Annotated in this window: 19 protein-coding genes; 11 read left to right on the forward strand and 8 right to left on the reverse strand. The window is 53.8% G+C overall.

All coding sequences use genetic code 11. The features are described from left to right. Nucleotides 1-14: 14 nt before the first annotated feature. A complete protein-coding gene (gene tuf / locus EYC87_RS13745) occupies nt 15-1,238 on the forward strand; it encodes an elongation factor Tu (protein WP_007228146.1) in 1,224 nt (407 codons plus the stop codon). A gap of 249 nt (nt 1,239-1,487) precedes the next feature. On the opposite strand, the gene EYC87_RS13750 is transcribed toward tuf, so the two are convergent. Continuing rightward, the gene (locus EYC87_RS13750) at nt 1,488-1,973 is read right to left on the reverse strand and encodes a glutathione peroxidase (RefSeq protein ID WP_279253385.1); all 486 of its coding nucleotides are present in this window, start codon (nt 1,971-1,973) and stop codon (nt 1,488-1,490) included. Nucleotides 1,974-2,152: 179 nt separating this feature from the next. Then, complete coding sequence (locus tag EYC87_RS13755) at nt 2,153-3,331, reverse strand: fatty acid desaturase (protein ID WP_279253386.1); 1,179 nt, start codon at nt 3,329-3,331, stop codon at nt 2,153-2,155. 178 nt (nt 3,332-3,509) lie between these two features. On the opposite strand from EYC87_RS13755, the gene EYC87_RS13760 reads away from it, so the two are divergent. After that, the gene (locus EYC87_RS13760; protein WP_279253387.1) at nt 3,510-4,901 is read left to right on the forward strand and encodes an MATE family efflux transporter; all 1,392 of its coding nucleotides are present in this window, start codon (nt 3,510-3,512) and stop codon (nt 4,899-4,901) included. Here the strand turns inward: EYC87_RS13760 and EYC87_RS13765 are convergent. From EYC87_RS13765 to EYC87_RS13780, 4 genes are all read right to left on the reverse strand, one after another. Beyond that, nucleotides 4,886-5,260, reverse strand: coding sequence for a DUF5329 family protein (locus EYC87_RS13765; RefSeq protein WP_279253388.1), 375 nt, complete (start codon nt 5,258-5,260; stop codon nt 4,886-4,888). The genes EYC87_RS13760 and EYC87_RS13765 overlap by 16 nt on opposite strands. Nucleotides 5,261-5,267: 7 nt before the next feature. Continuing rightward, nucleotides 5,268-6,101 carry an endonuclease/exonuclease/phosphatase family protein gene (locus tag EYC87_RS13770; protein ID WP_279253389.1) on the reverse strand — a complete coding sequence of 278 codons (834 nt, stop codon included), beginning with the start codon at nt 6,099-6,101 and terminating at the stop codon, nt 5,268-5,270. Nucleotides 6,102-6,207: 106 nt separating this feature from the next. Further along, nucleotides 6,208-7,551 (reverse strand): glutamine synthetase family protein, encoded by a 1,344-nt coding sequence (locus tag EYC87_RS13775; protein ID WP_279253390.1) that lies wholly within the window; start codon nt 7,549-7,551, stop codon nt 6,208-6,210. Between the two features lie 107 nt (nt 7,552-7,658). Beyond that, a complete protein-coding gene (locus EYC87_RS13780; RefSeq protein ID WP_279253391.1) occupies nt 7,659-8,504 on the reverse strand; it encodes a response regulator transcription factor in 846 nt (281 codons plus the stop codon). Nucleotides 8,505-8,702: 198 nt separating this feature from the next. Here EYC87_RS13780 and EYC87_RS13785 point away from each other — a divergent pair, with 198 nt between their 5' ends. Next, the gene (locus tag EYC87_RS13785) at nt 8,703-9,749 is read left to right on the forward strand and encodes an AraC family transcriptional regulator (RefSeq protein WP_279253392.1); all 1,047 of its coding nucleotides are present in this window, start codon (nt 8,703-8,705) and stop codon (nt 9,747-9,749) included. 3 nt (nt 9,750-9,752) lie between these two features. Here EYC87_RS13785 and EYC87_RS13790 read toward each other — a convergent pair whose 3' ends face one another. Together EYC87_RS13790 and EYC87_RS13795 are read right to left on the reverse strand one after the other, a co-directional pair. Next, on the reverse strand, nt 9,753-10,340 hold the full coding sequence (locus tag EYC87_RS13790; RefSeq protein ID WP_279253393.1) for a transglycosylase SLT domain-containing protein: 588 nt from the start codon (nt 10,338-10,340) through the stop codon (nt 9,753-9,755). Between the two features lie 5 nt (nt 10,341-10,345). After that, nucleotides 10,346-12,058 carry a proline--tRNA ligase gene (locus EYC87_RS13795; RefSeq protein WP_279253394.1) on the reverse strand — a complete coding sequence of 571 codons (1,713 nt, stop codon included), beginning with the start codon at nt 12,056-12,058 and terminating at the stop codon, nt 10,346-10,348. Nucleotides 12,059-12,349: 291 nt separating this feature from the next. On the opposite strand from EYC87_RS13795, the gene EYC87_RS13800 reads away from it, so the two are divergent. The 8 genes from EYC87_RS13800 to tolQ all read left to right on the forward strand — a co-directional run bounded on the left by EYC87_RS13800 (nt 12,350) and on the right by tolQ (nt 18,693). Beyond that, nucleotides 12,350-12,829, forward strand: coding sequence for an HU family DNA-binding protein (locus tag EYC87_RS13800; protein ID WP_279253395.1), 480 nt, complete (start codon nt 12,350-12,352; stop codon nt 12,827-12,829). Between the two features lie 195 nt (nt 12,830-13,024). Next, on the forward strand, nt 13,025-13,318 hold the full coding sequence (locus tag EYC87_RS13805; RefSeq protein ID WP_279253396.1) for an FmdB family zinc ribbon protein: 294 nt from the start codon (nt 13,025-13,027) through the stop codon (nt 13,316-13,318). Nucleotides 13,319-13,362: 44 nt separating this feature from the next. After that, nucleotides 13,363-15,153 carry an aspartate--tRNA ligase gene (gene aspS / locus EYC87_RS13810; RefSeq protein ID WP_279253397.1) on the forward strand — a complete coding sequence of 597 codons (1,791 nt, stop codon included), beginning with the start codon at nt 13,363-13,365 and terminating at the stop codon, nt 15,151-15,153. A 216-nt stretch (nt 15,154-15,369) separates the two neighbouring features. Further along, on the forward strand, nt 15,370-15,888 hold the full coding sequence (gene ruvC, locus EYC87_RS13815) for a crossover junction endodeoxyribonuclease RuvC (RefSeq protein WP_040541932.1): 519 nt from the start codon (nt 15,370-15,372) through the stop codon (nt 15,886-15,888). Further along, a complete protein-coding gene (ruvA, locus tag EYC87_RS13820) occupies nt 15,889-16,503 on the forward strand; it encodes a Holliday junction branch migration protein RuvA (RefSeq protein ID WP_279253398.1) in 615 nt (204 codons plus the stop codon). It abuts the gene before it with no gap. Then, the gene (gene ruvB / locus EYC87_RS13825) at nt 16,500-17,555 is read left to right on the forward strand and encodes a Holliday junction branch migration DNA helicase RuvB (protein WP_279253399.1); all 1,056 of its coding nucleotides are present in this window, start codon (nt 16,500-16,502) and stop codon (nt 17,553-17,555) included. The genes ruvA and ruvB overlap by 4 nt, the downstream gene beginning before the upstream one ends. Then, on the forward strand, nt 17,555-17,962 hold the full coding sequence (gene ybgC, locus EYC87_RS13830) for a tol-pal system-associated acyl-CoA thioesterase (RefSeq protein WP_007229771.1): 408 nt from the start codon (nt 17,555-17,557) through the stop codon (nt 17,960-17,962). The genes ruvB and ybgC overlap by 1 nt, the downstream gene beginning before the upstream one ends. Nucleotides 17,963-17,982: 20 nt before the next feature. Beyond that, nucleotides 17,983-18,693 (forward strand): protein TolQ, encoded by a 711-nt coding sequence (gene tolQ, locus EYC87_RS13835; RefSeq protein WP_279253400.1) that lies wholly within the window; start codon nt 17,983-17,985, stop codon nt 18,691-18,693. The last annotated feature ends 29 nt before the right edge of the window (nt 18,694-18,722 follow it).

The following is an 18,722-nucleotide window of genomic DNA, read 5'->3' on the forward strand; positions in this document are numbered from 1 at the left end:
AGAGGAGCCTGCAAATGGCAAAAGAAACATTCGAACGTACTAAGCCCCACGTAAATGTGGGTACCATCGGTCACGTTGACCACGGTAAAACTACCCTGACAGCAGCCCTGACACGCGTATGCGCGGAAGTCTGGGGTGGCGAAATGGTTGCCTTTGACGGCATCGACAATGCGCCGGAAGAGCGTGAGCGTGGTATCACCATCGCGACTTCCCACGTTGAGTACGATTCGCCTGTTCGTCACTATGCTCACGTAGATTGCCCCGGACACGCTGACTACGTTAAGAACATGATTACCGGTGCTGCCCAGATGGACGGCGCTATCCTGGTTTGTGGTGCTACAGACGGCCCCATGCCCCAGACTCGCGAGCACATCCTGCTGTCTCGCCAGGTTGGTGTGCCTTACATCGTTGTATTCCTGAACAAAGCAGACCTGCTGGCTGAAGATTGTGGCGGTACGGACTCTGAAGAATACGAAGAGATGAAAGAGCTGGTTGAAATGGAGCTGCGTGAGCTGCTTGACCAGTACGATTTCCCTGGAGACGACACTCCGATCATCTGTGGTTCAGCGCTGATGGCGCTTAACGGCGAAGATGAAGGCGAGCTGGGTACAAGTGCGGTTAAGACTCTGGTTGAGACTCTGGACTCTTACATTCCTGAGCCTGAGCGTGCGATTGACGGTGCCTTCCTGATGCCGGTTGAAGACGTATTCTCTATCTCTGGTCGCGGTACCGTGGTAACGGGTCGTGTTGAGCGTGGCATCGTCAAGGTCGGTGAAGAGATTGAGATCATCGGTATCAAGGAAACTCAGAAGACAACCTGTACGGGTGTTGAGATGTTCCGCAAGCTGCTTGACGAAGGTCGTGCAGGCGAGAACGTTGGTGTTCTTCTGCGTGGTACCAAGCGCGAAGAAGTTGAGCGCGGCCAGGTTCTGGCTCACCCGGGTACAGTTAACCCACACACCAAGTTCGAAGCAGAAGTTTATATTCTGTCCAAGGACGAAGGTGGTCGTCACACGCCGTTCTTCAAAGGCTACCGTCCGCAGTTTTACTTCCGTACGACTGACGTAACTGGTGCTTGTGAATTGCCTGAAGGTGTTGAGATGGTAATGCCGGGTGACAACGTACAGATGGTAGCGACGCTGATTGCTCCTATCGCCATGGAAGATGGTCTGCGCTTCGCGATTCGTGAAGGTGGCCGTACCGTTGGCGCTGGAGTTGTAGCTAAAATCATCGAGTAATCGATACTAGTCGCTCCCGTGAAAGCGGGAATGACGAACGCGAAGAGCCTGGCCTTAGGCCGGGCTTTTTTTTGCGCGTAATTTAGTATTTTCTGCAGATTCTGTTAATGAAGTACAGACCGTACTCATTGGGCGTTGAATCGAAGCGCCTCTAACCACGTCCAGAGTGTCAGTGTTGAGAAACTACTGGCCGATGCAGGACGTGGCGGCGATTAATCAGGGGTCTCGATAACGCCTGAGTGCCTTTAATCAGGCAAGCAGTTGCTTAATGTCTTTCTCAATGTCCTTGGGCTTAACCGTCGGTGCATAGCGTTTGACAACATTGCCTGAGGAATCTATCAGGAATTTGGTGAAGTTCCACTTAATTCCCTGGGTGCCCATGGTGCCGGGTGCTTCTTTCTTCAGGTGCTTAAACAGTGGGTCAGCGCCTGAGCCGTTGACTTCAATTTTGCCAAACATGGGGAAGGAAACCCCATAATTGAGCTGACAGAATTCCTGAATTTCGTCATTGGACCCCGGGTCTTGTTTGCCGAACTGATTGCAGGGAAATCCAAGTACCTCCAGTCCCTCTTCCTTGTACTTTTCGTAGGTTTCTTCCAGCCCACCAAACTGTGGTGTAAAACCGCACTTGGAGGCGGTGTTCACCACCAGCAGGACCTTGCCCTTGTAGTCAGCCAGGGGCTTGTCTGTGCCACCAGGGGTTTGGCAAGTGAAATCGTATACTGAGTCGCTCATGTTTTTGTTCCTGTCTGTGGGCTCGCGATTGCTTTTTAGTAGCTCGCGGCGAACCGATAGTAGTGCTGACGTTGCTTCGCTAATAGCCCAGTATATACGAGGTGAGACCCTGAACAGATTATAGACGCCAAAAAAAGGCCCCGGTCCTTGCGGAGCGGAGCCTGTGTTTTATTCCGGGATCAAGCTGGTTGTGCCTGCAACTGCATTTGCTCCATTAGCAGGTTCAATCGTTTGCGTTGCATTTTTAGTGAGTACTCCAATTCCTTGAACTTGGTACGCAATGCAGCGCTTTCCCAGCGCAGCTGGAGTTTTTGCTTCTTTTCACTCAGTGCTCCGCCGATCTCCGCTTTTTTCGATTCATAGCGCTCTGTTTGCAGACCGGTCCATTGGTTGATGGATTCGGTGAACAATTGGTATTCGCGCTCTAACGTGGCGCGCAGTGAGTCTGGGCTGCGGGACAGCTCCAGTTGATCGCGTGCGCGCTGGAACTGGGTGTCCAGAATAGCTCGCTGGATTTTGAAATCTGGCACACGGACCAGATTCTTGGCTAGACCTAACTGTGAGCAAGCGCTGATCAGCCACTTGGTAGGATCCCATTGCCACCAGCGAATGCCATTGCGGTAGTCTGTTTGAAAGATGTGGTGGTAATTGTGATAGCCCTCGCCATAGGTCAAAAATGCAAGGAAGCCGTTATCACGGGCGCTGTTGGACTCAGTGTAGGGCCGAGTACCCCAGTAATGTGCCAGAGAGTTAATGAAGAAAGTGACATGGTGGTTTACCACGAGGCGCAGCAAACCAACCAGCAGCAATGTCCCGATGATATCTCCGTGCCAGATTCCCAGCATCAGCGGTAGGGCAATGTTCATCAAGAGAGTCAAGGCGACGTAATGCTTGTCCTGGAATATAACGACAGAATCGCGCTGTAAGTCCTTTACGTTGCTAAAGTCCGGTTCATTGGTGTTGTAGTACCGCAACATCCAACCGATGTGACTGAACCATAGTCCGCGGCCCGCAGAGTAGGGATCGCGATCGTTATCATCGACATAGCGATGATGACGACGGTGGTCGGATGACCAGATCAGAATGCTATTTTGCAACGCACCCGCGCCCCAGAGCGCATAGAACCATTTCAGTGCCGGATGTGCTTCGTAAGCCTTGTGAGACCAAAGGCGATGGTAGCCACCGGTGATAGATAACCCATTGAAGTAAAGAAAGGCCAGGGCCCACAGCCACTGGAAGGCATCGTAACCATGGTAAACACCCCAGGCTGGAACCAGGACGAGGGCTGCGATCGGCAATCCCAGAAAGATAGCTGCATTGATAGGGTTTAAGGGTGGCTTTTGCTCGGTAGTGTTCATGGCGCGCGCCAGGTCTCCTGAGTTCGAAAAAGTTTGCGTAGCGTAACTTTTTTAACGCTAAAAGTCTCCCGTAACCAATGCCGTATATGGAACTTGTTTGTGAAACGGCCAGCACCACACACAGCCGGGGCAATCTAAAGTATGATGCCTGTCCCTCAAGCCAGTCTGAAAAAAGACCATGTCACAGCAGGCAGCGTTTACCCAAGGTTCCACCATGCGCCATGTGCTGGTGATGACAGGGGCGTCGGCGACAGGTTTGCTCACTATGTTCGGCGTGGACATGGTTGATATGTACTTTCTTACGCTGCTGGGCGAACAGGAGTTGGCCGCAGCGGTTGGCTTTGCTGGCACCCTGATGTTTTTTCTGGTGGCGATCAGTATTGGTTTGCAGATCTCCCTGGGTGCACTGGTCGCCCGTTCCGAGGGTGCGCAGCGACGTGATTTGGCTAGCCGCTATTGCAGTAGCGGTTTGTTATTCAGCGTGCTTTTTTCTGTGGTTATTTCTTTCTTTGGCTGGCTATATCTCGAAGAGCTACTGAGTTTGCTGGGTGCTTCCGGACAAACGCTTGAATATGCGACTCGCTACGCAGGTATTCTTTTGCCCAATATGCCGGTGTTAGTGTTGGGAATGAGCGCAGCGGCCGGGGTCAGGGCCTTGGGTGATGCCCGGCGCTCAATGTGGGCAACGATTGCCGGGTCACTGGTCAATGGGGCGCTCGATCCGTTATTTATCTTTACTCTGGGCTGGGGTCTTGAAGGCGCTGCCTGGGCTTCCGTGGTGGCCCGCCTGGTTGTGCTGGTTGTTGCCTGGCACGCTATTTATGTAGTGCATCGCTTGCCACGGCGTATCTCTCGGGAGGAATTTTTTGCTGACCTGAAACCGCTGTTAACAATTGCGACCCCTGCTGTGCTCACTAATCTTGCTACTCCCATCGGAGGCAGCTTTGTGCTGCGTGCGATCTCCCAGTTTGGCGATAGTGCCGTGGCGGGCGCTGCGATAATGGGTCGAATAACGCCCGTAGCACTTTGTGCGATTTTCGCATTATCCAGCGCGGTGGGTCCTATCATCGGCCAAAATGCGGGGGCTGGGCATTATGACCGCGTGCGTTCAACCCTGCGTAATGCCATGTTATTCAATGTTATTTATGTGTTGGTGGTCTGGGGGCTTCTAGCTCTTGCGGGCGACGGAATCGTCAGAGTTTTTTCTGCCAGTGACACTGCAGCGGAGTTGATCTTGTTTTACTGCCACTTTCTGGTGGGGGCGTCCCTTTTTAATGGTGCCTTGTTTGTTTCTAACGCCAGCTTTAACAACTTGCATCATCCCCAATGGGCCACAGGATTTAATTTCGGTCGCGTATTTTTGGGAACTATCCCCTTTGTTTATCTGGGCGCACATTGGTATGGCGCCAAGGGGGTTTTACTGGGGGAGGCGTTGGGGTCTGTAATTTTCGGCAGCCTGGCAGTCGTTGCCGCCTTTTACCTGATTCGTCGATTGGAGCGTGAGCATGTGGCGCTTCCAGAGCCTAACGGGCCTGATTGCCTTGAGGTTGATCGTCAGGCGCCACTCTGATTTTGACTGAGGGTTTTAGACTTTCGATGATCCTCCAGGGCCTCATGCAGCCAGGCGCCAGAGCCTTGTTTTTCGCTCTCACAGGTCACTGAGTATTCACTGCCTGTCCAGGAACTTTCGCTGGCAAGCCGGTCAATAAACTGCTCTGCACTTTTAACGTACTTACTCCCACGTCGGTACTTCAGGCGTAAGTGATCAGCGGCGTCAGCGGCATCGTGGTCGCTGCCGTTTCGATGGAAGATGCAGCCGCTACTTTCGACGAAGCTCAGCAGGTATTCCACTTCAGAATCGGTTTGATCGCCAGCCCAGCCTGTGCTGCTAAAAATGAGAATGAAAACTGTCGTTAATAGTTTGCTCACGTAAGCCTCACATCGTTAGCCTGAGTCGCGCACGCAGAGCATTGTGGTCGGAGCTGGTCACCGGGATGACTTCAGTGTACTCAGCCGCAAGACCACGGACATAGATGTGATCTAAAGCCATGCCGAAAACGGTGGTTCGCAAATCTGGCTCAAAGGCGAGAGGCTCCAGTCCATGCTGGAACAATACCTGATCAATCAGCCTTTGTCGGGCGGAACTCCAGGTATTGAAGTCACCAGCGAGTATCGCCGGCCCACGATGAGTGATTAGCAATTCTACCAGGGGTCGCAGCTGTTCCTGCAGATCCTCGAGGCCAAAAGTGAAGTTGACGGCGTGAAGGTTGATTGCCAGTAGTCTGTCGTCGCGCCCCTCCAATGCATGCTCGGTGACCGTTGCCGCCTTGGGTGTCCCCAACCAGGGCTCTGTGCGGGTAAAGTTGCACTGCATGGTTGGAGCGTGTGTACTTAGCGTCATCACTCCAGTGCGATCGCGGGCTGTGGTATAGCCCGGGGCAAACGACTGGTAAAGCGGACCGCCGAGCTGCACCTCACCGAGTTCAGCGCGCAATGTGGCTTCCTGAATGAAGGTGATGTGGCTCTCACCGCCCAGCATTAAAAGGTCTTCCATCCAGCCGCGGTTGCTCGCCTTTTGGATGTTCCAACTGAGGATATCCAGTGGCGCTGACAGTACCTGGCCTTCCGCCACTGGCAGTAGCCCAAGGTTGGCCGAGCAGGCCCGGGCTTGCTCGCTGAGCAGGGAGTTGCTGGCTTTGCCGCCGGCTACATGGAGAACGCCCAGGAACAGGCTAATGATTGCCAGGTGTAGCAGACTTTTCTTGGTCATAGTATTTTTCACAGGATAGATTCTGGCAGGCCTGCGGCTTCAGGTACATGACCAGAAACGTCAGAAATTACCTAGCGATGGCGCTCACAGCCATGGTCCGGCTTGGCTAGAGCTTTTCCAAAAAGGATTGATACTCGAGGGTGGTGATGCGACGCCGAAATTCATCGATCTCTTGTTCCTTACTCAGCGTAAAGATGCGCTGCATCTCGCTGCCCAGTGCATTGCGGATGAAATCGGACTCCTTGAACATACGCACAGCGTCGGGCATGTATATCGGCAAGCTCGCCTCTTCCTGTGCGTAGCCATCTCCGGAGATGGGGCCTCCCGGCGACAGGTTTTCATTAATCCCCTCCAGCATTCCCGATAAAATCGCCGCGAACAATAAGTAGGGGTTGGCATCGGCCCCGGCAACCCGGTGTTCGAGTCGCCTGGAAATCGGGCTACTAGCAGGCACGCGAATCGCTACGGTTCTGTTTTCATAGCCCCAGCTGGGGAAGGTGGGAGCATGGCAGCCCTTTTGGAAACGTCGATAGGCATTGTAGGTGGGGGCAAAAATGGCGACAGACTCGGCCATGTAGGTCAGGCATCCACCGATCGCCTGATGCAGAAGCGGCGTGCCCTTATCGGTGCCATCGTCAAAGATATTGATCCCTTTCTCGTTCAGCACACTGCAGTGAACGTGCATACCATTGCCTGCTTCGTTCTCGAACGGCTTGGCCATGAAGCTGGCGATTAACCCGTGTTTGGCGGCCACCCCTTTGATCAAGCGCTTCATCATGATGATTTGCCGAGCTGCTTTTACCGGGTCATCGACATGCTGCATGTTAATTTCATATTGGGAGGGTGCCGACTCCTTGACGACTCCGTCAAAAGGCAGATCTTGAATCTCGCAGGCGACCCGCAAGTCTTCCATCATTTGTCTATGGTGGTTGAGAACGTCCAATCCGTAGGTATTGCCTCCCACCGGACCGCTGCCCACGGGGGAGGGGCAGGTATGTGCGGGAATGTCGCGATCCCAGGTCACCAGACTAAACTCCAGTTCAGCGGCGACCACAGGGCGCCAGCCAGCCGCTTTAAAACGGCTGACTACCTGCATCAGTATGTGGCGGGGGTCGCCCATATAAGGAGCCCCGTCGCCGTCGAACATAGACAGCATGATCTGGCCATGCTGGCCGTCAGGCGACCAGGGAGTTGGCAGTAAGGAGCCTTCTACGGGCAGGCAGATGCCATCGGCATCGCCAGTCGCGAACACCAACTCTTCCACGTCTCTTCCCCAGATATCGAGGCTGAGCGCAGTTTTGGGCAGTTTTAGCTCACCGCCGAAAATCTTACCCAGTTTGTGTCTTGGTACCCACTTACCCCGCATTACCCCGTTACAATCGGGAAGTAACGCCTCGATTGTGGTGACTTCCGGGTGTGCTCGCAGGAACCAATCGGCTTCTACCGACATGCTACCTATCCATTTATATGTTAGCGGTCACTATCGCTCTGCTAACGATAATTGGCAATGCCCCCGATGGGGCACTAAATAGCTGAAATTGATAAAAAAATCCCTGTTCAGCGTGGAGCCATGTAAATTTTTAGCGGGTCTTCTCCAGCCGATGCCCCCAGGCAGGACATGGAGTTGAGGAAAAGCGAGAAAAGGTCGGTTTGTGAACATACGTCGAGTTTTCGGTAGATGCTCTTGCGATGACGGCGGACTGTTTCTACCGCAATTTCTAAACGCGAGGCTGAAGTGTCGGTGCCGTAGCCTCTCAGCATCAGCTCCAACACGTCTTTTTCGCGGGGCGACAGCAGTGATTCTCCAAAGGTGCGGAAGGCGAGATCGATCTGGTGGTCTATGCCGGGCTGGATCAGGTTAGTGACGGCAAAATCGTCATGTTCTGTGTGGGATTTGAGTAATTCTGAGACAGGTTCCGCCAGCAAGTAGAGGTTCTCGTATTCTTCTTCGGTAAAGGAGCCGTGCTGCGGCAGGCGCATCATGCTCAGGTTAATGACGTTTCCGGCATGCAGTCGCGCTAGGTAGACAGCCTCATCGACGGTGCCGGTGTCGGCGTAATATTGTCGGTAGTACTCTGTTTGCTCCAGATTCCCCAAGGTAACTCGAGATAGGCGGTACAATTTGGATTTGGGCTGTTGCATTGACGCCTGGTAGAAAGGGTCTTCCCGGTAAGGACCTTCCAGGTACGTATCTATTTGCGAGGCAATGGCTGAAGGCGGGATCTGGTGGTAAAGCGCGCGGGGCGGGAGGTCGCGATGATAAAGCCAGATCTGAGGGTAGTCGATTGGCACCTGGCCATTCACCGCCTCGATCAGCCTAGGGAAAAATTCATCACCACCGAGCGCGGCGATGGCTCTAGAGATATCCCGGTTCCACTTGCTCAGTTGGTTGATGTTATTCATCGTCTCTTATGCTTTGGTTACCACATCCCCTGCCCCATATTGGGCAGAGCGCAGCATGATGTCAAACCGGGCTCTTGAAGCTTTCATTTGCTGGGCGAGCGTACTCCTGTGCTTTTTGCTGTGTTGCTTGCAGGAGGGTGTTCTGTCAGAACACCGGGCATCCTATATACTATGGTCAGAGCAACCAGAGGTATTCACTTGCCAACCCCGAATGACAGCAATCAGTGGTTTAACGACACCGTTCCCATGGAATTTACCCGGGCGCTGTTAGTGCAGGCACATGCTTATGGAGAGGATGTAGACGCCATGCTTCGGGCTGCACGGTTTCCGTTTGACCCCCTGCGCCAGAGCGCCCAGACGGCTTTTGTGTCGCGTGAGCAGTACAGCCGTCTTTGTGTGGAGTTGGTGCGCGCGCTGGGAGATGAGTCCGGCGGAGTGATGCCGGACGTGCAGACCCCGGTGGGAACGACTCGCCTGATACTTCTCAGTATGCTCAATAGCTCAAACCTGAGCGCTGCGATTCGCCGCGCCATTGAGTTCAATGCCACTTGCCGTGTTCGTCAAGGTGTTGAGGTTATCAACCGGCTGAAGGTAGACGCTGACGGCAAAGAGGCGACGCTTAGCTATCTTTACGGCGAAGATCTTCCCGGTGTTCAACACAGCGTTTTATGCAATTTGGCAATGTGGCTGCGTTTTTGTGGCTGGCTTATTGGCCAGCATATCGACATCAGCAGTGCGACCTGCGCTGGTCCAGAGCCTGAGTTTACCGCCGGCGTAAGACACTTTTTTCCCTGCCCGGTGCAATACGAGCAGCCAACCAACTCGGTGAGTTTCAGCGCTCGTCACCTCGAGGCGGAGCTATTGCGAGATGAACCGCAGCTTCAGGAGTTCCTCAAACTCGCTCCCTACCACGTTATTATCGAGCCGCAGGCCAGTACCTTTAGCGTGACCCACCGTATCCGGAAGATTTTGGGAGATGATTTTCGTGCCGAAATGCCCAGTTTCGAAGAACTCACTAGTTTGTTAAATATGTCTGCCAGGACTTTGCGACGGCGGCTTGAAAAAGAAGGTACTTCGTACCAGCGTATTAAGGACAATGCCCGCAGAGACGCCGCGATTTCTTTACTGAGCAGAGAGGGTTTGACAGTCAGTGAAGTTGCCGAGAGAGTGGGGTTTTCTGACCCGTCAGCGTTTCATCGCTCGTTCAAAAAGTGGACTGGCCTGTCGCCGGGCTCCTATCGCTAGCCATTAATCAGCCCAATCCAGCGGTTCGGTCCGCCAGTGGTCCCTCCAGGCACGGTAAACTTTATCGGAATAAACGCGTCTGCCCACCGAACCGTTATAACGCGCCAGTCCTTTGTGTAAATCCCCTTTCTCCCGCTGCAAGTAAAACTGCAGAATGCGACAGCCGTAAGCAAAGTTGGTTTTGTTCAGGGTGAGGTTATCGTCTGGGCGGCCAATTTCATTTTTCCAGAACGGCATTACCTGCATCATTCCCTGTGCGCCTACTCTGGATATCGCAAAACGATCAAAATGACTTTCCACTTCGATAAGGGACAACACCAGTTCCGGGGGTAAATCCGCTTGCGCAGATGCCGCATGAATATCCTGAAGTAGCTCGAGGCGGTGCTTGGGGTCTTTAACAAAGCGCGCCAGGCGAGCGGACATGTCGACTAGCCATACCTCCGCATCGTATCGATCATCGAAGCTGCTGGCATCTGAAATGGTGTCTTCCAGGAAGCTGCGCAGCGCCTCTCGCTCCTGCGCATCTGCAGGCTGGCCAACTGCATGATTGGTCAGGATAAGCCAGAGCAGGGCGATAAAGAGGCCACGCACGATGTTCAGCTCCGCAGTTGTTCCTGGAGGAAGCTGACGATGTCTTCTTGCGGGATGAGTTGGGAATCCTCATCTCTGCGTCCCTTATATTCGATCTGGCCTTCGGCCAGGGCACGGTCGCCAATGACAATGCGATGAGGGATGCCAATTAGTTCCATGTCGGCAAACTTGACGCCAGGGCGTTCATTGCGATCATCCAGTAGCACATCGACGCCGACTGATTGCAGATTCGCGTAGAGGGCCTCGGCGCAGTTGGCCACGGCCTCGGACTTCTGCATGTTCAGCGGCACAATAGCCAGCTGGAAAGGGGCCATGGCCTCGGGCCAGATAATGCCTTTATCATCGTGATTCTGTTCAATGGCGGCCGCCACCACACGGCTAACCCCGATACCATAGCAACCCATGGTCATGGTGACGCTCTTGCCGTTCTCGTTCAGTACTTCGGCTTTCATGGCTTCACTGTATTTGGTGCCGAGCTGGAATATGTGACCTACTTCAATCCCTCGTTTAATTTGCAGTGTGCCCTTGCCATCGGGGCTGGCGTCGCCCTCAACGACCTCGCGCAAGTCCGCCACTTGGCTTAGCGGACAGTCCCGGTCCCAATTGACACCGATGAGGTGGAGTTCATCCCGATTGGCGCCGCAAGTGAAATTGGCGAGTACGGCAGCGCTTCGATCCACGATGACATCAATGTCCAGCCCCACAGGTCCCAGAGAGCCGAAGCTGGCCCCCAGCACTTTGTTGACGTCCGCTTCCTCGGCCATTTGCAAAGGGCTGGCGATGCTGGCGAGCTTTTCTGCCTTAACGCTATTGAGTTGATGATCCCCACGCAATACCAGAGCCACGAGTTTGCCTTCATCCTCACCTTTCACGATAAGGGTTTTCACCGACTGAGTAGCCTCTATGGAAAGAAAGTTTGCCAAATCTTCGATAGATTTCACCCCTGGGGTAGCCACTTCGGTCATTTCTTCGCTGGGGCCGGGGCGTTCAATAGCGGGGGAAATCGCCTCAGCCATTTCAATATTGGCCGCATAGTCGCTGCTGTCAGAAAATGCGATGTCGTCTTCGCCAGAGTTAGCCAGGACATGGAATTCGTGGGAGGCACTGCCTCCAATGCTGCCGGTATCCGCAATCACCGGGCGGAAATCCAGCCCCAGCCGGGTGAATACTTTTGTGTAGGCCCCATGCATGATCTGGTAGGTGTCCTCCAGTGAAGCCTGGCTTGCGTGAAAGGAGTAGGCATCTTTCATCAAGAATTCGCGAGAGCGCATAATGCCAAAGCGAGGCCTGATTTCATCTCTCACCTTGGTTTGAATTTGGTACATGTTCAGGGGAAGCTGTCTGTAGCTTTTTACCTCGTTGCGAATCAGGTCGGTGATGACTTCCTCATGGGTGGGGCCAAGGCAGAAATCGCGCTGGTGGCGGTCTTGTATTCGCAACAGTTCTGGGCCGTATTGTTCCCAGCGGCCTGATTCTTGCCATAGTTCGGCCGGCTGAACCACCGGCATGCTAACTTCCTGTGCTCCCGCTGCATTCATTTCTTCGCGCACCACATTTTCGACCTTGCGCAATACGCGCAGTCCCAGTGGAAGCCAGCTGTAGAGCCCGGCGGCGAGTTTGCGAATGAGACCGGCTCGCAACATCAATTGGTGGCTGATGACCTCGGCGTCTGCGGGAGTTTCTTTCTGGGTCGCAATTAAGAAGTTACTGGTGCGCATGGTGATAAGTTTATCCAGGATAAATAACAAGGGCGCCTATTCTAGAGCCGATAACCTCAGGGGTAAACGTTGGTGATTGGCATCATTGCGTTGTGCCGAACTGCAAAATTTCGCGGTGAGGCTTAAAAAATAGGGTTTTTTTTGCCCTCGATCTCGAAAAACACTTGTATTGCAGTGTTTCATGGATTAATACTATGCCCGTGGCTCGGTGAGACGCTTAGTCAGTAGGGACGCGGAGCAATGAGACACATACTCGTATCATAATCACTATTAGGGAAGGTCGAAAATAACATGGCGACTAAAAAAGCAGCGAAGAAGAAGGCTCCGGCTAAGAAAAAGGCAGTAGCCAAGAAAGCTCCAGCCAAGAAAGCCCCAGCTAAGAAAGCTCCAGCCAAGAAAGCTCCAGCCAAAAAGAAAGTAGCAGCCAAGAAAGCGGCTCCTGCTAAGAAGGCGACAGCGATCAAGGCCAAAATGACTAAAAGTCAGATTGTTGCGAGCTTGGCTGACAGCACTGAACTGAGCAAGAAGCAGGTCAATGCCGTTCTGGATGAATTGAATGCCCTGATTGAGCGCAGCATCAAAAAGCGCGCGGTCGGTGAGTTCACTATTCCAGGCGTTATGAAAATCACCACTGTGAAGAAGCCCGCCCGCAAAGCGCGCAAAGGTATTAACCCCTTCACCGGCGAAGCGACTGTATTTAAGGCGAAGCCAGCGAGTATTGCTGTGAAAGTTCGTCCTTTGAAGAAGTTGAAGGAATACGCCGCTTCCTAAGCGACGTACCCTGATTGATCGTCCCGTCTCTGTGGCGGGATGATCGATTGCTAAAATTTTTCGTTAGCACCGTAAGGTGCCGGGGTCTTGTACCCCAAAATAACCCGCCTTCCTAAGCTTGGACTCTACCTTCGCTTGGGGTAAAATCCGCGCCTCAATTTTCTCTACGTAACCGATTCCTGGTGGGTTAAGACCATGCCGATTTACGAGTACCAATGCCAAAAGTGTGGCAATGAGCTGGAGGCGCTGCAAAAAATCAGCGACGCTCCGCTAACAGACTGCCCGGAATGCGGAGCCCAGGAGCTGCAAAAGAAAATTTCCGCAGCCGCATTTCGCCTTAAAGGTGGCGGTTGGTACGAAACTGATTTTAAGACCGGCAACAAGAAGAACCTTCACGGAGCCTCTGAGTCAGGCTCCTCCGGCGACAGTAGTTCTGCTTCAGGTAGCAGTTCAGCCAAAGGTAGTAACGAAAGCAAAAAGACAGCTTAAGCCCCGGCCCGTAGGCCGGTTAGCCATTTAAACGGATACATATTATGCGCACCCATTACTGTGGCGTTCTAAACACAGCCAACATTGACGAGACAGTCACCATCTGCGGCTGGGTGGATCGTCGTCGGGACCACGGAGGGGTTATCTTCCTGGATATGCGCGACCGGGAAGGCATTGTGCAGGTGGTGTTCGACCCTGATACCGAGGAACACTTTGAGCGTGCGGACCGCGTGCGCAGCGAATATGTGCTAAAAATCACTGGTCGGGTCCGCGCCCGCGGTGAGGGCACGGTGAATCCGGCAATGGCCACTGGCGAAATCGAAGTGTTGGGCAAGGATCTGGAAATTCTTAATACCGCTGCCACACCTCCTTTCCAGTTGGATGAGCACACCTCCGTCGGCGAGGAAGTTCGCCTTAAGTACCGCTACATGGATTTACGCCGGCACGAAATGCAGGAGCGCCTGATTACCCGCTCGAAAATTACCTCAGCGGTGCGCACCTTTCTCGATCGTGAGGGCTTCCTCGATATTGAGACGCCAATCTTGACTCGCGCAACACCAGAAGGCGCTCGCGATTACCTGGTGCCCAGTCGCACTCATCCCGGGCAGTTTTTTGCGCTGCCGCAGTCGCCGCAATTATTCAAGCAGTTGCTAATGGTTTCCGGGTTCGATCGGTATTACCAGGTGGCCAAATGCTTCCGCGACGAAGATCTGCGAGCCGATCGTCAGCCCGAGTTCACTCAGATCGATATCGAGACCTCATTCCTCGAGGAAGAGGAGATCATGGGCATTACCGAGCGCATGGTTCGGGAATTGTTCCAGTCAACTCTGGACGTAGAGCTTCCTGAGTTTCCGCACATGCCCTACTCGGAGGCGATGGAACGTTATGGGTCTGATAAGCCTGATCTGCGTATCGATATGGAGCTTGTCAGTGTTGATGATCTGATGCAGCAGGTCGATTTCAAGGTTTTCCGTGGTCCTGCCGATGACGCCGCCGGTCGCGTTGCCGCTCTGAAAGTGACGGGTGGGGCGACCATTAGCCGTAAGGAAATTGACGACTATACTAAGTATGTCTCCATTTTCGGCGCCAGAGGATTAGCCTGGATCAAGGTCAATGAGCTGGCCACAGGCGTAGAAGGCTTGCAATCACCGATCCTCAAATTCATGCCCGACGAAGTCGTTATGCAGATGATGGAGCGCCTGAACGCTGCCGATGGCGATATCATCTTCTTTGGCGCTGACAAGACCCGCGTGGTTAATGAGTCGCTGGGCGCACTGCGCATTAAAGTGGCTGCGGACCAGAACATGATTCGCGAAGGCTGGGCACCGCTGTGGGTAGTGGACTTCCCGATGTTTGAAGAGGATGGAAATGGCGGTTTGACTCCACTGCACCATCCTTTCACCGCCCCTTCCTGTTCTGTGGAAGAGTTGGTGGACAAGCCGGCTGAAGCCCTGTCCAGAGCCTACGATATGGTTCTCAATGGTTGTGAACTCGGCGGTGGCAGCATTCGTATTCACCAGCGAGACATGCAGGAAGCCGTATTTAGGATCCTTGAAATTAGTGACGAAGAGGCGGACGAGAAGTTTGGGTTCCTGTTACAGGCCCTGCAATACGGCGCTCCTCCTCACGGTGGACTGGCCTTTGGCCTGGATCGCATCGTTATGTTGATGACTGACTGTGCATCCATTCGTGATGTTATCGCTTTTCCCAAGACCCAGACCGCCCATTGTGTGATGACTGATGCCCCAGGCTATGTGAATGCGGCGCAATTGCGTGACCTGAATATTCGTCTGCGGCAGAGCCGGGAAGAGGCGAAAGCGGAGGAGCAGGCCTGATTGACAGAGCCCCGGTACCTAAAAATAAGAAATAAGCGCAGGGGCTGATCTCTGCCACAGGCGGCTGATATGGCTCGCGGCGCCAGTTGCTGCTCTCGGACTGGTCGCTGGCCACCAAAAAATTACAGCTTATTCTGACCATCCGCCCGCGAAATACTGACCCCGCCTGTAAATTTGTACATAATGAGCCAACGGGGCACAGGGCGCAGAACTAACATGTCGCTAATATTGGGGATTGATCCAGGGTCCCGCAAAACCGGTTTCGGCATAATCAATTATGTATCTGGCCGCAGCGAATACGTCACCAGTGGCGTGATACGCCTGCCGGAGGGTGAGCTGGCGCCGCGGCTGAGAATCATCTTTGACAGCGTGTCAGAGCTGGTTGAGCAGTATAGTCCTCAGGAATTGGCGATTGAGCAGGTATTTATGGCTAAGAGTGCAGGTTCTGCCTTAAAGCTCGGACAGGCTCGTGGAGCCGCCATTGTTGCCTGCGCCAGCCGTGATATGGAAGTGGCAGAGTACTCCGCCAGACAGATCAAGCAGTCGGTTGTGGGAACCGGGGCCGCGGAAAAGTCTCAGGTGCAGCACATGGTTAAAGTCCTGCTTAAACTTCCTGGTGAGCCCCAGGAAGATGCGGCCGACGCTCTGGCGGCGGCACTGTGCCACGCCCACACACAACAAAGTATGATCAATATGGCTGGCGCCAAATCGGTACGCCGGCGGCGGATTCGATAAATGATAGGTAGAATTCGGGGCAACCTGGTCCACAAACAACCGCCGGTCATTCTGGTCGAGGTCGGAGGTGTTGGTTACGAGCTTCAGGTTCCCATGACCACGCTGTTTCAATTACCCGAGCTGGGGGCGGAAGTGTCCCTGGTCACCCATTTCGTGGTGCGCGAGGACGCCCAACTGCTTTATGGTTTTGCTCAAGAGCGTGATCGCGCCCTGTTTCGTCAGTTGATCAAGGTCAGCGGTGTAGGCCCGAAGTTGGCTTTAACCATTCTTTCCGGAATGGACTCGGCCAGCTTTGCTCGCTGCGTGCAGCGCGATGATATCTCCTCTCTGGTCGCTCTCCCAGGTGTCGGCAAGAAAACTGCTGAGCGCTTGTTGGTTGAGATGCGCGACAAGCTCAAGGACTGGTTGGGTCAATTGGACGGTGAATTGCCCAGTTCAGTTCCGGCGCAGTCGGCTGCGCCGGTAGATAGAGTGGCGGATGCCGAGGGCGCGCTGATTGCGCTCGGCTATAAGCCCGCGGAAGCGGCCAGGATGGTCGCCGCGGTTAATGATGATTCTGTAGAGAACAGCGAAGACTTAATTCGCCGGGCGCTCAAGTCAATGGTGAGCGGATGATAGAAACCGATCGCCTGATTGCTCCAGACCCGGTGAGCCCCAGGGAAGACGCACTGGATCGCGCTATTCGACCGAAGTCGCTGGCTGAGTACGTTGGGCAAAAAGTCGTTTGTGACCAAATGTCTATTTTCCTGCAGGCAGCCAAGGGACGTGATGAGCCCCTGGATCACACCCTGATCTTCGGCCCTCCGGGGCTGGGCAAGACAACCCTGGCCACTATTATCGCCAACGAGATGGGGGTGTCGCTGAAGACGACTTCCGGGCCAGTACTGGAAAAAGCTGGAGACATCGCTGCATTGATGACCAATTTAGAGCCCGGCGACGTCCTGTTCATTGACGAAATTCATCGCCTTAGCCCCTTTGTGGAAGAGGTGCTCTATCCGGCGATGGAGGACTACCAGCTGGATATAATGATAGGTGAGGGGCCCGCGGCTCGTTCTATCAAACTGGATTTACCGCCATTTACCCTGGTAGGTGCGACTACCAGAGCTGGGCTGCTGACCTCGCCGTTACGCGATCGCTTCGGGATCGTCCAGCGCCTGGAGTTCTACGAGGTCGCAGATCTGGCCCATATTGTGGAGCGCTCGGCCAACATTCTGGAGATTGGTATCGATACAAAGGGGGCCACAGAAATTGCTCGTCGCTCCCGAGGTACTCCCAGAATCGCCAATCGGCTGTTGCGCAGGGTCAGGGATTACGCCGAGGTGAAGGCGGATGGCTATATTACTGACGCGGTCGCTGATCGTGCTCTGGATATGCTGAGCGTAGATCAGCACGGTTTTGATCACCAGGATCGACGCCTGATGTTAACCATGATCGAGAAATTTGACGGCGGGCCGGTGGGAGTAGACAGCCTGGCTGCTGCGATTTCTGAGGAACGGGGGACTATTGAAGACGTGTTGGAACCTTACTTGATCCAGCAGGGCTTTATGGTTCGGACCCCCCGCGGCAGAATGGTCACTCGCAATGCTTATTTGCACTTTGGATTGCCGCAGCCCTCGGATCGGGATAGTGGTAATCTTTCCCTCAAATTGGACGGGGAAGAAAGCTGATGACGGCCCAGGAATTTTCCCTGCCTCTGCGTGTCTATATTGAGGACACCGATGCCGGGGGAATTGTCTACTACGTCAATTACCTGAAGTTTATGGAGCGGGCGCGCACTGAATTTATGCGTAACCTGGGCTTCGGCAAGGATTTTATATTCAATCACGACCTGATGTTCGTGGTTCGAGATGCGGCGATTAAGTATTTGAAACCAGCGAAGTTGGATGATCAGCTTGAGGCGACAGCCCGCATCGCTGGCCTTGGTGGCGCATCCATCACTTTTGAGCAGATAGTGCGGCGAGGTGGCGAAGACCTGGCCCGCGGTGAGCTGACAATCGCCTGTGTAGATCGAGGTGGAATCACTCCCCGGCGCATACCCAAAGCAATGAAGGACCGGTTGATTCCGGCACAATAACAATATCAAGGGGACTTGAATTGGAAGAGCAGTTAAGTCTGATAGACCTGGTGATCAACGCCAGTTTTACCGTGCAGATGGTCATGCTTATTCTGGTCGGGGCATCGATCCTGTCCTGGTACATGATCGTGCAGCGATTTCTTTATCTGCATAATGCGCGGGAGGAAATTTACGGCTTTGAAGAGCGCTTCTGGTCTGGTATCGATTTGTCCCAGCTCTATCGGGAAGGTAATGAGAAGGCGTCAGACGGGCAGGCGATTTTGGGCATGGAAAGTATCTTCAGGGCAGGTTTCAAGGAGTTTTCCCGCTTGGCCCAACAGTCTGAAATGGACTCAGAGGCTATTTTGGAAGGTTCTCGTAGAGCCATGCGCGTTGCGGTAATGCGTGAGGAGGAGCGGCTGGAAAGACATCTTGCCTTTCTTGCTTCCGTGGGCTCCACCAGTCCCTATATTGGCCTGTTTGGCACGGTTTGGGGCATCATGCATTCGTTTCGGGGCTTGGCTAATTCCACTCAGGCGACCCTGGCTACGGTAGCGCCGGGTATTTCTGAGGCATTGGTGGCAACCGCCATGGGACTGTTTGCCGCTATCCCCGCCGTGCTGGCCTACAACCGCTTTTCTGCCAAAGTGGAAGTCTTCGGTAATCGATACGACACCTTCGTAGATGAGTTCTCCAGTATCCTCTATCGCCAGGCCTATGCCCTGCGTGCTAAGGAAAAGAGAGCGGGGTAGGTAACGGTGAGCAGGAGTCGAGGTAAGCG

Source organism: Candidatus Seongchinamella marina (genome assembly GCF_026262685.1).
Taxonomy (GTDB): Bacteria; Pseudomonadota; Gammaproteobacteria; order Pseudomonadales; family Halieaceae; genus Halioglobus; species Halioglobus marinus.

Excerpts from the sequence above, each read along its gene's own strand:
- tuf (WP_007228146.1), top strand. The coding sequence starts at position 15 with ATGGCAAAAGAAACATTCGAACGTACTAAGCCCCACGTAAATGTGGGT.
- EYC87_RS13750 (WP_279253385.1), bottom strand. The coding sequence starts at position 1,973 with ATGAGCGACTCAGTATACGATTTCACTTGCCAAACCCCTGGTGGCACA.
- EYC87_RS13755 (WP_279253386.1), bottom strand. The coding sequence starts at position 3,331 with ATGAACACTACCGAGCAAAAGCCACCCTTAAACCCTATCAATGCAGCT.
- EYC87_RS13760 (WP_279253387.1), top strand. The coding sequence starts at position 3,510 with ATGTCACAGCAGGCAGCGTTTACCCAAGGTTCCACCATGCGCCATGTG.
- EYC87_RS13770 (WP_279253389.1), bottom strand. The coding sequence starts at position 6,101 with ATGACCAAGAAAAGTCTGCTACACCTGGCAATCATTAGCCTGTTCCTG.
- EYC87_RS13775 (WP_279253390.1), bottom strand. The coding sequence starts at position 7,551 with ATGTCGGTAGAAGCCGATTGGTTCCTGCGAGCACACCCGGAAGTCACC.
- EYC87_RS13780 (WP_279253391.1), bottom strand. The coding sequence starts at position 8,504 with ATGAATAACATCAACCAACTGAGCAAGTGGAACCGGGATATCTCTAGA.
- EYC87_RS13795 (WP_279253394.1), bottom strand. The coding sequence starts at position 12,058 with ATGCGCACCAGTAACTTCTTAATTGCGACCCAGAAAGAAACTCCCGCA.
- EYC87_RS13800 (WP_279253395.1), top strand. The coding sequence starts at position 12,350 with ATGGCGACTAAAAAAGCAGCGAAGAAGAAGGCTCCGGCTAAGAAAAAG.
- EYC87_RS13805 (WP_279253396.1), top strand. The coding sequence starts at position 13,025 with ATGCCGATTTACGAGTACCAATGCCAAAAGTGTGGCAATGAGCTGGAG.
- aspS (WP_279253397.1), top strand. The coding sequence starts at position 13,363 with ATGCGCACCCATTACTGTGGCGTTCTAAACACAGCCAACATTGACGAG.
- ruvC (WP_040541932.1), top strand. The coding sequence starts at position 15,370 with ATGTCGCTAATATTGGGGATTGATCCAGGGTCCCGCAAAACCGGTTTC.
- ruvA (WP_279253398.1), top strand. The coding sequence starts at position 15,889 with ATGATAGGTAGAATTCGGGGCAACCTGGTCCACAAACAACCGCCGGTC.
- ruvB (WP_279253399.1), top strand. The coding sequence starts at position 16,500 with ATGATAGAAACCGATCGCCTGATTGCTCCAGACCCGGTGAGCCCCAGG.
- ybgC (WP_007229771.1), top strand. The coding sequence starts at position 17,555 with ATGACGGCCCAGGAATTTTCCCTGCCTCTGCGTGTCTATATTGAGGAC.